Below are 16005 nucleotides of genomic sequence, written 5' to 3' on the forward strand. Positions count from 1 at the left end.
GAACATTTTAAAGCGTATATAGAAAAAGAAGTGATTATAAGCCGTGTTATAGAAAAACCAAATGATGTAGTAAAGCTTATAAATTACGTAAAAGAAGGTTCAGGCAAACTTTCTCAAATGGTGTGTAAGTTTAACGTATAAAAAACGCATAAAAAGATAATGAGGAAAGAATTTTGTGAAAGTAGAATTTTTTCCTCTTTTAGTGTTACAATAATATTGCAACTATATGTTCTAATCTGCGTTGGTGATATCAGGTAATATTTTTACAATTTAATGCATGAGTATAAATTATTGTAAATATTTAAATGCGGATTCACATAAAATTATTAAATTTAAACATAAATATAAAATTTTATTTAAAAAGCCTTGACAAAATACTCTATACTTAGTAAAATATAAATCGTCGCCACAAGTGTGGCTTCAACAAAATTTTACAATAATATTGGGATGTCGCCAAGCGGTAAGGCACGGGACTTTGACTCCCGCATTCGTAGGTTCGAATCCTGCTATCCCAGCCACAAGGACTATTATTTAAGAGTTGAACTCTCAAATAATAGTTTTTTTAATTTATATAGAAATTAAATCTTGATTTTAAAGGTTTATTATATGTGATATAATGGAAATACAAGTTATTTATGTATTTGGAGGTTTATAGCCATGAAACTTAATTCTACTCTTATTGCAGTTAAAAACATAAAAAAGTCTAGAGAATTTTACGAAAGAGTGCTTAATCAAAAAGTAATATTGGATTTTGGAGAGAACATTACTTTTGATGGAGACTTTTCGTTACAGAGTAAACTATCTTGGCAAGGTTTTATTGATAAAGATGAAAAAGATATTATAGAAAAAAGCAATAACTTTGAGTTGTATTTTGAGGAAGAAAATTTTGAAGATTTTATGGATCACCTGAATTCTTTTAATAATATTGAATTTGTGCACGCAGTTAAAGAATATCCTTGGGGACAAAGAGTAGTTAGATTTTATGATCCTGATAGTCATATTATTGAAGTTGGAGAAAGCATGAGATCTGTAGTAAAGCGTTTTTTAGCAAGTGGAATGACCATAGAAGAAGCTTCAAAGCGATCTCAGTATCCAGTTGACTTTGTTAAGTCATGTATTGAATAAAATTAGCATCCAAAAGGGAAACTGAGGTACATAGATTTATTAGAAAAATAGGTAAAGTATTAATGCGAACTAAAAATTAGTCCGCATTTTTTTATGCTTTTATATTTCCGTTGAAATCTAAAAATCTAAAAAACTAAATATCTAAGAATTTAACTAAATAGGTTTTTCAATTATAAATTTCTATAAAAGTAATTTAGTTTCACAAACAGAGAGCTAAGTACGTAGTGGAGCCGCTTCAATAAAAAGTTGCTATTTCTCTACATACTTAGCTCTTTTATGGTTTGCAAGTATTTAAAGGAAAAGTTTGAAGTGAAAAAATATTGAACTTAACATTATAGAAAATATCCCAATTGATTTCCATTATAAAACTGACATAAGTTAATGAAATCAATGATTATGCCATGATTTTATATGATAAATTTTAAGTATACAAAACGTCTAGAAAAATATTGAAAGAATATAACAAAATTAATGAGTTATGTAATATGATAAAAATAAGGAATGCCGGTTTTAGAGTGACTGAATCTTAACATGGCCAATGTAAGTATATCCCACCATTTCTATTGCTGACCTAAATCCTCCTGTGCCTGAAAAAAGCTTAAAAAATCCATCTAACCATTTCCTATATTTTTAATTAGGTGACAGTTTATAGATTAGATGAAATTATGAAAAGCTTACATATGAATTTTATTTAATTAGTTCTTTTACATACCAAGCAATGTTTTAACCCTATTTTCTACTATCATACAACTGGAAATGTTTAACTTATAATATAAAACAAATTATTTCTCAATTTCTCAAAAAATGTCGTTGTATCTTAATATATCAAAGTTATTTTCATTCAAACTTACAGAATGTGTGATTCTATTTATTGTCATATATTTTAAATTATTGAATATTTTATAAGTGTATAATATGTTTTTTGCTGAACTTATTTGTAAAATTTTATTGAATTGGTAAAATATGATATAATGGTTATATACTACTATTAAATATGAGGAGGTACTTTAATGAAAAAAATTTTTACATTACTATTAAGCTTTGTTATGGTTTTAACAATAAGTGTTTCAACCTCAACAGTAAAAGCAAATATTTTAAATACTAATGACAGCTTTGATGGTTCTACATCTAATTTACTAAGCACTGGCGATAAAGAACAGTTATTATCATTAACCCAAAATTATTTTACTTCTGAAATCGAATCTATTAAACAAAATAGAGCTATAACTATTGATGATAACTTAATGTCTACTGAATTAAAAGAGTATAGTAGTCTTAAAAATTTATATCTTAGTGATTGGTTTAAAGAAGTAGATAAAGAATTGATTAACTATTCAGTTGATTTGAATTTTAAAGATCTTGAAGTGTATGATGAAAGTTTAAGTATTATTTGTACTGTTACAAATAAAATGGTATTTAAAGATTCTCCAGAAATAGAACAATTAGGACAAGATGATTATAAAATATTATTTAAAAAATTGGATGAGAATCTTATATTAGAAGATGTAATTTTATTAGAAGAGAGTGAATTTAATCAAAAAAGTTTATTAAGAAGTCCTGTTGATACTAGATATGAAACATTAAAATCTAAATATTTAAATCTTAAAAAAGATGCTCAAAGAATAAAAGAATTAAGTGTTAGCGAGGATTCAGATTTATTAAACCCTGAAAATACTTTTAATGCACGTAGTTACTCAAGTGGATATTTAGCTGCTATTGATTATGCTCATACTTGGGCTTTAGGAAGAAATCCAGCATATAGAGATTTCGGTGATAATGATTGCACAAATTTTGTATCTCAATGTGTTTTTGCTGGTGGTATGCCAATGGTAGAACCAAAATGGGCTTATAGTTCTTTTACTCAAAGTAGAAGCTGGGTGCTAGTAACAGAATTTTGGACAGCTATGTATCAGCTTGGATATGGAACTCCAAATAGTTCTGCTTATAGAGGTGATATTGTTCAGTTCTATAATTCAACTAAAAAGGAGTGGAGTCATGCTGGTATTATAACTGCAAAAGATTCATATGGTACACTTTTCTACTCTGCTCATTCCTCAAACAGAAGAGATTACGGATTATATAACGTATATCCATCATCTCTTTATACTGATGTTAGATTCTTAGGAATGAATTACTAATAAAAGAGCTCGTATTTTATGAAGTGCACCCTAAATGTTAGACAAAAAAACTAACATTTGGAGGTGTATTTTTTATGTCAAAATACTCATATGAATTAAAGTTAGAAATAGTTCAATACGTGCTTGAAGGAAAGCATTCCCAAGGTAATGCTGTAAGAAAATATAATATTACTAAAAATCATATACAAAATTGGCTTAAGTTATATCAAAATTATGGAGCTGATGGATTATTTATTAAGCACGGTTACTATACTGGAGATTTTTAAATATCTGTAGTAGAATATATGCATAAATGTAATGCTTCTACATTTGATACAGCAGCTAAGTTCGGTATTCCTAGCATGTCAACTGTATTAAAGTGGGAGCGTATATATTATGATAAAGGACCAGAGGCTCTATACCGAGATAATAGTGGTAGGCCGGGAAAAATATGAATGATAAGTCAAAGAAATCCAAACTTTCTAAAGACCAAAAAGAAGATTTAATTGCAGAAGTGCAACGTCTACGTATAGAGAATGAATACTTAAAAAATTGAATGCCTTAGTTCAAAAACGGGAAAAATCAGATATGAAGACAAAGTAATTGTCATCAGTGAATTAAGGTATAAATATAAGCTGATGGCATTATTGCAATATGCTTCCATGCCTCGTAGTACGTACTATTATTATGTGAAAAAGTTAAAACAACCAGATAAATATAAAGATTTAAAAGAAGTAATTAAACAGATTTATCAAGAGAATCATGGCCGTTATGGATATCGCAGAATTACTATGGAGTTACATAATAGAGTGTATAGTTTAAATCATAAAACAGTTCAAAGACTCATGAAACATATGGGTTTAAAATGCATGGTAAGAGTAAAAAAATATCGTTCATACAAAGGAGAAGTTGGACGTATTGCTCCTAATCTTTTACAAAGAGATTTCAAAGCATCAAAGCCAAATGAGAAATGGACTACCGATGTGACTGAGTTTGTATTATTTGGACGGAAGTTATATCTTTCTCCTATTTTAGATATGTATAACGGAGAAATTATTAGCTATAACATTAGTGAACGTCCTGTATTTGCCCAGACTGTTGATATGCTTAAAAAGGCTTTTAAGAAAATACCTGATGAAACAAATCTAATACTTTATTCAGAGCAAGGATGGCAGTAACAGATGAAACAGTACCAGGCAATGCTTATTAATAAAGGTATACGACAAAGTATGTCACGTAAAGGAAATTGTCTTGATAATTCTGTTATGGAAAATTTTTTTGGTTTATTAAAATCGGAGTTGCTATATTTGCAAGAGTTTAACTCATTAGAAGACTTTAAAATAGAACTAGAACAATATATTGATTAACTGCAATAACAAAAGAATTAAGTTCAAACTAAAAGGAATGAGTCCTGTACAATACAGGATTCACTCCTCGTTAGTTGGCTAAATAAATATTTGTCTAATTTTTGGGGGCAGATCATTATAATACGAGCTCTTTTATTTTAAGCTCCTCCAGTTTTATCAATATCAATATACCATAAACCTAATCCATTTTTCTTTACTGCTATAAGATCTGGTCCTATAGATGGATCTATGGTATAGTAGCGCTCTATATCATCATTATAAAAATCAGACTTTATTATTTTGCATTGAAAGCTAGTTCTATAATATCCCTTTTTAAATAAATAATACCTAACAGTTCTGTCTAATGATAATCGAATAAAAACTTCAAATATAATTATAACTATAACTACAATTGATATAATTATATTTCTCTTCTTATTTTTCATAAATAAAATCTCCTTAAAAGTTGATTAAATAGCATAAATTATTATATATATATTTTAGCATTAATTACCATACGAATCAATTCCATTTACCTTTATGATAATATTTCATCTACAAATACTATTGTAAAAATAAATTTCAAAAATTTAAAAATATATATTTATATACTTTACAGTTAGCTTTTTTCTAAAATTATACTTAAAATCCTTATTTATTTTAAATAATAAATTTAAAAATTATTCAATAGTGTTTTTTATAACTTAGCTCTTATCTATTTCCGATATCCCTCATAAAATCAAGCATTGAACTGTATGTTATACTAGATAGATCAAATTTACCATCTTTAAGCCGATATAAGATAACAATTTTACCTAGATACATTGCTGGTTATACTCGCGAGTCAAATTCAATTATTAAATTGTTATTTACAATATTATAATGAGTATAATTCCTAAAAAACATTATCTAATTATGATCTAGCATCACTAATATTTTTCTTTAATTATATCAAGATGATTAACCATTTCTATTTCTTTAAAACTTTTAAAGTTGATAACATATACCTCTTCAACATGGAGTACCGATCCAGTACCAGTGATTAATATTATAAGTAAATCTTCTTCGTTATCATTATCTAAATCTTATAAAAATAGCGCAGGATTATACGTAATATTACTATCATTTTTCTAATTTAAAAAGCTACTTTTATATTGATATCTAGTAGAAGACCTTTGTATACATCAGCATTTTTTTAGTTCTTTCCCTAATAATCGTATGTTTTGCTTTGAAAACTCGGCAATAATTTTATAATCTTGTATATTATATTTAAGTGTGTTATCATGCATTTTACTTATAGATGGTGTTAAGTTTAGGACAATAGTTAAAAAAAGCATTTAATTTTAAAAACATGTTATAACCTCATTAAATTATTCCATAAACAAATTATATATTCATATAGTAGAAGGGTTGAACCTTAATATGATATGTAACTGGTTATTTTCTCAAGTATAAGTTTTTACAAAGATAATTAATATCTCAAAGAGAAACTAAGTAAATAATGACGTCACTTCAAAAAGGTGCTCCTCCCACTATATAGCTTAGTTTCTTTATGTTTTACAAATACATTTTCAAATATATTGTGATAAATAGTTTTCCAAAATAGAGAGCCGAGCACGTAGTGAAGTTGCTCCAATAAAAAGTTGCTATTTACCTACATGCTTAGCTCTTTTTATTATTATTTAGATTAATTATGATATAATGTAATTAAATAGAAAATATATTATTTTAATAATAAAGATATGAATATACACAGTAAAGATCATCTATTTTAGGAATGAAAGGGAGATGGCCATATGAAATGCCCATATTGTGGAGAAGAAATGAAGCAGGGATTTATAAGTGGGGATAGGTTTTCTCTTAAATGGGTTCCAGAAGATTATTATTGATGTAGAAAATAAAATTGACCAAAGAAAATGAGTGTAATCTATAATATCATTAAAGTGAACTGAGATACATATAGAGCTGAGCACATAGTGAAGCGCTCCAGTAAAAATTGCTATTTCACTGTATACTTAGTTTTTTATGGTTTACAAATGTTTATAGATGATAGATTAATAGATCAATACATCTAACTTAAAATGGTTTATCATTTCACAATTAACGTTAATAGGGGGGAATAACATTGAATATAACTTTCATGAAGGTAGTTACATATTTATTATTTGGTATTATGTTTTATTTTAGCACCAAAGATTTTGAAAACTTTTATAAAAAAGAATATGATTCAGATTTAAATAAAAAGGAAATAATTAAATATATTCATAAATGCGAAATTAGAATAGGTATTATATTGTTTTTCATTATGTCAAATATAATCATTATTGCAACAAATATTAATAAATAAAAATTAAGTACACATTAACATAAGATGTATTTAAATTTGACTATAACAGCTATTGAACATGAAAGTTTAGATGTTGAACTATAACATAGAATGTATTTAAATAAAGGAATATAAAATAGAGGGCATGTGCAGACCAGAGTTGAACCATAACATAGGATGTAAACAATTTATTTAACTAAATATTTATTTCTATGAATTTATTGTCCAAAACTTAAAAATGATATGTAATGTACCTTATGCATTTTAACAAAATCGAATTTTGAGACTATAGTTATGAATAAATGATAAGTATGGTATAATATTATAAATCACACTTTCTTAAACTATTAAATAATATTAGGGAATCACAGGACTAATGTGGGAGAGATAGGTTATGAGTTTTAATTTAGACAAGAATATTATAGAATCAATTTCAAAAGTTGCAAATAGATATGAAATTAATAAAGTTACTTTATTTGGTTCAAGGGCAAGAGGAGATAATAAAAAAACTAGTGATATAGATTTAGCGGTATATTGTAATGAGGGATTTGATAATCAAAGTGAATTATATTTTGAGCTAGAGGATATAGATACGTTACTTAAACTTGATATTGTATTTATTAATAGTAACACAGATAAAAAACTTATAGAAAATATCAAAAGAGAGGGTGTTATTATATATGAAAGAAAATAGAAGCAAATTGCATAATTTTATAAAGGCTTTAGATAGATTAAAAGAAGGATTACTTCAATATAATGATGAAAATGAACTTCTAAGAGATGGATTGATTCAAAGATTTGAGTTTACTTTTGAATTAGCTTGGAAAACTTTAAAAGAATTATTTGAGGATGAGGGATTAATGGGATTGAATTCTCCAAAATCAGTATTGAAAGAGGCATTCTCAGCAGGAATAATTGAAAATGAAAAATTATGGCTAGACATGCTTGTAGATAGAAACTCTACATCTCATATGTATAGTGAAAGTAATGCTATAGAGATTTGCAAAAATATAAAAGAGGAGTACACTAAAGCATTAGAGGACCTTAAAGATAAAATAATTAGAAGAATTGGTTACATAGAGGATAAATAGCTCCAGTTATTTAACAGGAGCTATTTATTTAATTAATCAATGTTATTAGAACGTTAAGCCTTAATGTGAGATGTAACTGATTATTTTCTCAATTATAAGTTTTTACAAAGATAATTTAGCTTATTAAATAGAGAGCTAAGTATATAGTGAAATCGCTTCAGAAAAAGTCGCTTTTTCATTGCATGCTTAGCTCTTTTATATTTTACAATAGAGAATATCCCAACCGATTTTAGTACTGAAATTACTTATAATTCAATAGAATCAATGGCTATACCATAATTTTAGAGGATATATTTTAAATATATCAAACGGTTGGGATAGATTTTAATAAATCCTTTGAAATCAATGGCCTTACTGCTATAATAAAAATAAAGAATGTTGATTTTACAGTGGTTGAACCATAACATAGGATGTATTTAAATTTCCAATCTGAATTATTATCTTTACTTCTCCATGGAGTTGAACCATAACATAGGATGTACCAATTATTTTTTCAATATTCAATTTCTACAAAGATAATTTAGTTTCACAACAGAGAGCTAAGCATATAATGAAGTCGCTCCAAGAAAAAGTCTACATACTTAGCTCTTTTATGTTTTACAGATATAGTTAATAGATTTTCAAATAAATAGATTTTTTATAATTTTCCCAGGTGAAGGATAAAATATAACATATATAAATTTAAATATACCAATATTTTAGGGTGGATTTTTTATGAGTATTTTGGAAATGTTAAATTGCCTGGTAAGATTTCGAGGAAATGTAGAAATACCAATGGGTGATGTGGTACTACAAAAATAAAGAATGTTGATTTTACAGTGGTTGAACCTTAACATAAGATGTATTTAAATTAAATTTTGAACCTTTTTCTAGTTACCAAAAGTTCAATGTTGAACCTTAACATAAGATGTATTTAAATAGGTTTTGGGTATGTCCTTTTTGTTTTTCTCTTGATGTTGAACCTTAACATAAGATGTATTTAAATTTATCAAAGGTTGATAAAATGGTTTTTGGTACTAGTTGAACCTTAACATAAGATGTATTTAAATGTATACATATCATTTATTTTAAAATACCAATTATGTTGAACCATAACATAGGATGTATTTAAATAAACACTTTTAATAGCCGTAGTTGGAAGGATATGCGTTGAACCATAACATAGGATGTGTCAATTATTTTTTCAATCCTCAATTTTTACAAAAATATTTTAATTTCTCAAATAGAGAGCTAAGCATGTAGTGAAGCCGCTCTGGTAAGAGACGCTATTTACCTACACACTTAGCTCTTTTATTGTTTACAGATATATTTTTATAATTGATATATAAACAAATGAGTTTTATGATAATGGAACATCGGATACTTTCTTCATTTCAATTACTCTGCTCTTATTATTATCATAAATATAAAAACTTTTATTTAATAGTGAAATTACCTGAGTATCTTTTTCTCCATAACAAATAAATATATTATTTTTATATTTATTATACTTTCCTTTTTCAATTATAATATCATTAAATTTTATAAAAAATTCTTCTTCTGTAAAATTAAATTCGTACAAATCAGGTAAATACTCTGTAGATTGATAAAAACCTTTAATATATTCTAAAGGTTTTGCTTTATTAAAATTATAAATACTAAATATTAATAATACAACTAATATAATATTTAGTATAAGTGAAAAAGATAATATCATTTTGTTATCTTGCTTCATTTTAAATACCTCCTTTAGATCTATTAACAAATTGACTATATATAATTTAGTAGACATATAAAAACTGAAAGATTAATCTTTTAGTTTTTATATGTCTACTATCTATCTAATGCATCTGAATAATAAGTCTCGTCATATACTATATCCCTTAGATATCCATTATTTGTGAAAATTACATAAGTTTGTACTATTCCACCTATGCTTATTTCTACTCTCCTAGGTGAGTTTACCTTTCTGTGTTTATATGCTCTCCCTTGTATTGCTGTATAAATTTCTCTACCTGAAACTAGATGATAGAACATTGTTCCATCAAAATTTACAGGGGAACCATTTTCAGTATAAACATGAGAATCTCCTAGTGATACAACTTTATCAGGAGAACTAGAACCTGAATATAAAAGGCCTACTATAACTTCTGGTTGTATATGGTAGGTTCTATAGTACTTGCCTTTAAATTTAATTCCATCCATTGCAAATATAGAGTACCTTATAGTCGTTCCATTTTCTTGTGATGATTGTAATTTTAAGTTTTCTTCATGATTTTTTTTGAATTCTTTAATATCTTTTATTTCATAGTCACCATTTTCTGCATGCATTAATATTTCTTCGTATGAATAAGTTTTTTCAATTGGTAAAGTATCTAATTCTTTAATTGGTATAGGTTTTATTGAAGTATTTACCTTCTGAGTAAAAGTTGAATTTGGTAATAATAGCAAAGCAATTAAAAACACTGAAGTAAATTTAATTACTCTTTTCATTTTTATTCTCCTTGTTTTTAAATTGATTAGTTATGTTTGTATATAGCATATCATAAAGTTGGATGATAAATTGTCCAATATTGTCAAAATGTTTAAGGAAAATTATTTAAATGAAATTAAGTTAGTTCCACAAACAGAGAGCTAAGTATGTAGTGAAGTCGCTCCGAAAAAGTCGCTATTTCTCTACATGCTTAGCTCTTTTATTGTTTAACAAATCTATTTTTAAATTTATAGTATGACAGATTAGTATCTCAAATACTGAATTACTTCGACCATTCCAAAGAATCCTTTATGTATGGGCGAATGAGACTAGATGCTTAGTTATCCTTCATCAAGTGATTCTTAGCTTTAAATGGAGTTTACTTAAAAGCAATACTTACTCCAGCTGAAGCTTAGAAGAACTTATCCAGGGACGTAGCATCCGTTATCGCCCACTTATAGAAAAGCAGAGAACTAAAATCTTTGATTTTATGTGAATCGCTTTCACAGAGTGCGAGGGGAGTATTACGGATGGTAGTCATCGGACAAAAGGAATCTCCCTTTTTATGTTATATTCTTAAAAGTTATGTTTATTTATATCCTCTCTGCTTATCAAGAGATTCATCTTTAATTTCTGCTCTCATACCGCTAAGTGCATCTAATCTTCTTTCGTTTTTTTCCTCTAAAGAATTTTTTGTTTTTTCATCATCTGTTTTTTCAATCATTTCTTCTGCAAGATTATAGTTTTGAATAGTTTTGTCGATATTGTATTGAATTTTTTCCACATTATCTCTTCTATCATCTGGTTTGCTTTTCATATATTTATCACCTCCTAGATATTTTGCGACGGAGGATAATATAATATACATTGTATTAGGTAAACCATATCCAATAGATATTATGTGTTATTTACGTTGATCAAAGGGGAGTAGATCAATATAACCATCAAATAAATTAAGGGAAATCAATAGCTTCCCTTAAAAATTAGTATATAAACTTTTATTTAAGCCATTCCGGAGAATCCTTTATGTATGGACGGATATTATATTTATTTCTATAGTCCTTTAAACAATCAATAATTGCATTTTTATTTCCGTTAAAGCTTTTTATTTCGCTCATATGTATTCCTTGGCTAAAGGGACAGCTGTTTATACATATACCGCAGTCAGTTCCAAGACTTCTCCATCTATCGTAGCAACTTTCCTGATTTATTTGCCATCTTAAAGCTCCGTCAATGTTTTCTTTTTCACCTTTTGGTATTGATTTGCCAGGGCAAGTTATAGCGCAGTTATTACATAGCCTGCAAAATTCTTCTAGACCAAAATCTATAGGTGAATCTTCCATTAGCTCTAAATCTGTGGTAACTACTCCAAGTCTTATGCGAGAGCCATACTCTTTTGTGGTTAATATGCCATTTCTACCTATTTGACCTAATCCAGCATCTCTACCTACTAAAGGTGCTACAATAAGATAATTTGCATCCATGTGATTTCTAGCATTATAGCCTAATTCTCTTATGTAATAGGATAAAACCATACCTATAATTGAAGTGTTTACGTAACCCTTAGAAGTTTCAACTATTTCTGATATTTGGGGGGCTCTATTTATCATATCTTTATCCATTTCTACGGCAAAAACTATTCCATAAGGCATTAGGTTATCTACTTTTTCTCCATATACTTCTTCATGCCTTCCTCTGTGGCTGTAATAATGGTAATCTTTCATTTTTAGAGTTCCCACTAATTTTGCGCCATAGTAAGTTGCTAAGCCTTTTAATTTTTCAGTGGCCAATTCCTTATCTATTGGAGTTTTAATATTATTTACTTCTCCTTCAGAGAGGTCTTTAATGTCTCCTAGGAATTTAAAACAAGCAGTTGCTATAGGAGAATTGATAGCATTATAGGACATGGTTCCAGGGCCACAAAGATTAGGCTTTTTTCTTATTTCATTATCTATCTCTAGTTTATCTGCATTTCTACTATAATAATCTTCATAAGGAAAGGTACCTTCCATGTAATTCATTCTTGCAAACATGGTATCTCTTTCATCAATTTTTTTCATGAAAATCATCTCCTTTAGTTAATAATTTTATCATATAGTAAAAAGTGTGGAGTGTGAAGTGAAAACAATATTTTGTATAATTAAAAGGAATTGTAGGAAATATGTAGAAGTTTTAAATTATAATCATCTACTGAAAGGACTATTTAGTGAAAGGATCATTAATTGAACCAATCATTAATGAAAATAATTATTGACTAAAGAGGGAAATAATTATTGGTTAAAAATAATTAAAAATAAAAACTGAGGGGGTAAATATGAATTCGGTTATTGATGTAATAAATAAAAGAGTATCTCTTAGAAAATATGCACAAAGGGACATATCAAAGGAGCATTTGAATTTAATAATTGATTCTGCAATAAAGGCTCCTACTGCAGGAAATCAATGTCTATATTCTATTATTATGATTAAAGACAGTGAAACAAAAGAAATTCTAAGTAAATCCTGTGACAACCAACCGTTTATTGCAAAGGCACCATTAATCCTTATCTTTGCAGCAGATCAGCAAAAGTGGTTTGACTATTTTCAACATAGAGGGGTTAAGGAATATGCAAAGAAGGAGAATATTTCATTTGAGGCACCACAGGAATCAGACTTTATAATCGCTTGTGAGGATGCACTTATAGCTGCGCAAAATGCTGTTATTGCAGCTGAGTCACTGGGCATCGGTTCTTGTTACATAGGGGATATAATTGAAAACTATGAATTCCATAAAGAGCTTCTTAATTTAGAGGATTGGGTATTTCCAGTGTGCATGTTATGCTTTGGATACTATGAAGAAGATTTCAAAAGGGTTTATAGAAAGAGATTTGATAAGAAATTTATAGTATTTGAGGAGAAATACAAAAAACTTACTACAGATGAATTAGAGGAAATGTTTGAGGAAAAGGAAAAGCGTTATGTTGAAAATAATAAATACAATGCAGAGAATTTTGCTCAAATGTTATATGCTCAAAAAACAGGAGCTGAATTTAGCAGGGAAATGGCTAGGTCCATGAGAGTAGCTCTTAAGAAATGGGACGGAAGGAAACTATAAAAAGCTCAATAATTAGGCCTTTTTATCTACGGGTAAGAAGACCTTTTATTATAATATAATCAATGAAGGTTCATGTATAGATTATATAAATGAATTCATAATATAAGGCATAGCAAGGGGGACGTTTATGTTTAAATTAGAAAAAAGTTTATATAAAGAAATGCTGGATTATTCTAAAGCTAATCCTAACTCTATATATACTAATCAAGATTTTGAAACATCAGGGAAAGAGGATTCACTTTTGGCATCAGGGAAAGATAAATTACCTAGAAAAGTTAGAAATAAGAAGGCACAATCTTTATTGGATATTATGTGTAAGCATTTAGAAGAGGGGAATAGATATAAAGAATTAATAGAGTTTATTAAGGAAAATAGACTTATAACTTATTATTCTTCCTTTTATAGAATTTTAGATTTATATGTTAGGGAGGGTTTAATAAATAAAGACAAGCTTTTTCATGTGGGAATGGAATTTGCAACCTGCAGCAATAATCCTGAAGAAATTAAACTAGGAATAACCATGCTGGGTTTCTCTTATGATGATAGAGCTATGGAAATTTTAGAGATCCTTGGATTGCATAGCGAGTACACTTTATATGTTATAGAATCTTTAAAAACACATTATAATTACAACTCTTTTGTTTTTAAAATGGCTAAGAAAACTTATGGATATGGAAAAATTCATTGTTTAAAAAACCTAGAGCCAATTAACACTGAAATTAAAGAGTGGATTATAGAAGAGGGAAGTGAAAATTCTGTTTTAAGAGAAGCCTCCGCTATGATTTCTGTAGACAAAGTGGACATGAGCTGGTATTTAAAAAGTCGACAGGTAAAAGAAAAGGAATTTGCCGCTATTTCAAAGCTTTTATGTTACATATTTTCAGCAAAAGAAAATAATATATATGAATTGGAAGATAGCTTAGAAACCTTAAATATATATATGGAATTTGCCCGTGAATATGCTAATTCCTTTGAAGATTTATGCGCTATAGCATATGTGGAAGATTGGACGATGCCTTATTTCTATGACGGTGAAATGGGTTTGGTAAAGGAAAATGGTTGGAAAAGTGATGAGAAAAATGAAATTGGAATAAAGTGCAAAAATATTTTAAAAAACAAGAAATGGATTGAGGTTTTAAATAAGGCTATAGATAAGGGAGAGAAAGAAGCAGAACAGTATTTATTTTTGGCCAATTTCATAGGGGCAAGTTTAGAGTTTGATAGTTTTGAAAAGATGTTAAAGAGGTATCCTTGCAATATAGAAGTTTATTATTATATTACAGAACTTGGTGACTCAAGTGATGTGAAAAATCTTATTGAGTATACAAAAAATACCTTTCCTTTTGAAGAAATAGCATCACTACCTGAAAATATAAATGAAGATGATATCGGTAAAGATCATGAGCCAGATATGTGTCTTTTGTATCTTTTATGTAGTTTAAAACGCTATGATTTTATAGAAATAGATTTAGCCTTAAAAGCATTATTTGCTAGATTTTCTCAATGTAGAATAGAGGCAATAAAGCATTTAAAACAGAATAAAGAACATTGGAGCAGTAAAACAGTTGAAGAAATTAAAAAAGCAATAGATTTAGAGCCTAATGAAGGAATTAAAAGAAGAATGAAAAGATTGATAGGTGAAGATGAAAAACAGGTAAATAAGGCTAGAAAGTACGTAGATATAAGCAAAGAAATAGTTAATCCTCATTTTAAAGATATATATCTTTTTTCAACCAATGTAGCAGGAGTACTTTATAGGGACATGGGTGTTGTAGAAGATGAAATTCAGGTTGGAGATATACTTTTTTTAAAGAGAGAAATAGACAACTCATATGACGAAAATGCTATTATGGTTACCACCGATTATGGATATGTAATAGGGTACATACCTAAAAAAATTAATCACCAGCCTAAGAATTTGATAGATGGGGGAAAATATCTCTATGGTATAATAAAGGAATTTTCAATGGAAAGTAATCATCTGTTAATAGATGTGCATTTAAGCTATGAAGATGTAGTTGAAAGTATTAATGAGGTTATAAATATGTATGGGAAAAGTAATATCAATTCAATACAATAGAATAAAATAAAATATTCTCTTGACAAGCCCTAGAGATATGTGTAAAATTAGTTTTAAAATTAAATAAAAAATTAATCTTATCAAGAGTGGTTGAGGGACTGGCCCAATGAAACCCGGCAACAGCTAGTTTAAAGCGTTAAGCTAGAAATGTGCTAATTCCTGCAGGAAATATCCTGAAAGATAAGAAGTGAAGTGGACTATTTAAATTAATAGTCTGTTTAGTAGACATATGACTGCTTCTTATCGAAAGATTTGAGCAGTTTTTTTTATTTTTAAAAATGCTGAGTAGATTGCACTATTAAACTGATAATGTATTAAATTCATTATCAAGTGATTCTTAGGTTCAGATGGAGTTTGCTTAAAAGGAATACTTA

General features: G+C 28.0%; 13 protein-coding genes, 1 tRNA gene, 1 pseudogene, 1 CRISPR repeat array and 1 riboswitch. Of the genes and pseudogenes, 10 read left to right on the top strand and 5 right to left on the bottom strand.

The annotated features are described in order from the left end of the window. The first annotated feature begins 443 nt into the window (after positions 1 to 443). From KQI86_RS07055 to KQI86_RS07070, 4 genes and pseudogenes are all read left to right on the top strand, one after another. Positions 444 to 518: transfer RNA gene (locus KQI86_RS07055), tRNA-Gln, on the top strand. 139 nt (positions 519 to 657) lie between these two features. Beyond that, positions 658 to 1125 carry a VOC family protein gene (locus KQI86_RS07060; protein ID WP_216438579.1) on the top strand — a complete coding sequence of 156 codons (468 nt, stop codon included), beginning with the start codon at positions 658 to 660 and terminating at the stop codon, positions 1123 to 1125. Positions 1126 to 2135: 1010 nt separating this feature from the next. Beyond that, positions 2136 to 3263, top strand: coding sequence for an amidase domain-containing protein (locus tag KQI86_RS07065; RefSeq protein ID WP_216438580.1), 1128 nt, complete (start codon positions 2136 to 2138; stop codon positions 3261 to 3263). Between the two features lie 74 nt (positions 3264 to 3337). After that, a pseudogene (locus KQI86_RS07070) lies at positions 3338 to 4691 on the top strand (IS3 family transposase). 55 nt (positions 4692 to 4746) lie between these two features. Here the strand turns inward: KQI86_RS07070 and KQI86_RS07075 are convergent. Then, a complete protein-coding gene (locus KQI86_RS07075) occupies positions 4747 to 5034 on the bottom strand; it encodes a hypothetical protein (RefSeq protein ID WP_216438581.1) in 288 nt (95 codons plus the stop codon). A 1350-nt stretch (positions 5035 to 6384) separates the two neighbouring features. Between KQI86_RS07075 and KQI86_RS20140 the strand changes: the two genes are divergently transcribed. The 4 genes from KQI86_RS20140 (at position 6385) to KQI86_RS07090 (ending at position 8005) form a co-directional block, all read left to right on the top strand. Then, entirely contained in the window at positions 6385 to 6477 is a 93-nt protein-coding gene (locus tag KQI86_RS20140) for a PF20097 family protein (protein ID WP_246582712.1), read from the top strand. A 236-nt stretch (positions 6478 to 6713) separates the two neighbouring features. After that, positions 6714 to 6935: a hypothetical protein gene (locus tag KQI86_RS07080; RefSeq protein ID WP_216438582.1), complete on the top strand. Its 222-nt coding sequence runs from the start codon at positions 6714 to 6716 to the stop codon at positions 6933 to 6935. Between the two features lie 373 nt (positions 6936 to 7308). Further along, positions 7309 to 7608, top strand: a complete 300-nt coding sequence (locus tag KQI86_RS07085; RefSeq protein WP_216438583.1) for a nucleotidyltransferase domain-containing protein — start codon at positions 7309 to 7311, stop codon at positions 7606 to 7608. After that, a complete protein-coding gene (locus tag KQI86_RS07090; protein WP_216438584.1) occupies positions 7595 to 8005 on the top strand; it encodes a nucleotidyltransferase substrate binding protein in 411 nt (136 codons plus the stop codon). Before KQI86_RS07085 ends, KQI86_RS07090 begins: the two co-directional genes overlap by 14 nt. A gap of 821 nt (positions 8006 to 8826) precedes the next feature. Then, positions 8827 to 9118: direct repeats of the CRISPR family, unit length 30 nt; unit sequence GTTGAACCTTAACATAAGATGTATTTAAAT. Positions 9119 to 9344: 226 nt separating this feature from the next. On the opposite strand, the gene KQI86_RS07095 is transcribed toward KQI86_RS07090, so the two are convergent. The 4 genes from KQI86_RS07095 to KQI86_RS07110 all read right to left on the bottom strand — a co-directional run bounded on the left by KQI86_RS07095 (position 9345) and on the right by KQI86_RS07110 (position 12517). Continuing rightward, positions 9345 to 9719 (bottom strand): hypothetical protein, encoded by a 375-nt coding sequence (locus tag KQI86_RS07095; protein WP_216438585.1) that lies wholly within the window; start codon positions 9717 to 9719, stop codon positions 9345 to 9347. Positions 9720 to 9817: 98 nt separating this feature from the next. Then, complete coding sequence (locus tag KQI86_RS07100; RefSeq protein WP_216438586.1) at positions 9818 to 10477, bottom strand: hypothetical protein; 660 nt, start codon at positions 10475 to 10477, stop codon at positions 9818 to 9820. A gap of 569 nt (positions 10478 to 11046) precedes the next feature. Continuing rightward, the gene (tlp, locus tag KQI86_RS07105) at positions 11047 to 11274 is read right to left on the bottom strand and encodes a small acid-soluble spore protein Tlp (RefSeq protein ID WP_216438587.1); all 228 of its coding nucleotides are present in this window, start codon (positions 11272 to 11274) and stop codon (positions 11047 to 11049) included. 181 nt (positions 11275 to 11455) lie between these two features. Further along, complete coding sequence (locus tag KQI86_RS07110) at positions 11456 to 12517, bottom strand: 4Fe-4S dicluster domain-containing protein (RefSeq protein WP_216438588.1); 1062 nt, start codon at positions 12515 to 12517, stop codon at positions 11456 to 11458. A 254-nt stretch (positions 12518 to 12771) separates the two neighbouring features. Between KQI86_RS07110 and KQI86_RS07115 the strand changes: the two genes are divergently transcribed. Then, entirely contained in the window at positions 12772 to 13551 is a 780-nt protein-coding gene (locus tag KQI86_RS07115; RefSeq protein ID WP_216438589.1) for a nitroreductase family protein, read from the top strand. Positions 13552 to 13678: 127 nt separating this feature from the next. After that, complete coding sequence (locus tag KQI86_RS07120; RefSeq protein ID WP_216438590.1) at positions 13679 to 15631, top strand: HIRAN domain-containing protein; 1953 nt, start codon at positions 13679 to 13681, stop codon at positions 15629 to 15631. A gap of 74 nt (positions 15632 to 15705) precedes the next feature. Beyond that, positions 15706 to 15818: riboswitch (SAM riboswitch) on the top strand. Positions 15819 to 16005 lie beyond the last annotated feature (187 nt).

Source organism: Clostridium mobile (genome assembly GCF_018918285.1).
GTDB classification, from domain to species: Bacteria; Bacillota; Clostridia; order Clostridiales; family Clostridiaceae; genus Clostridium_AW; species Clostridium_AW mobile.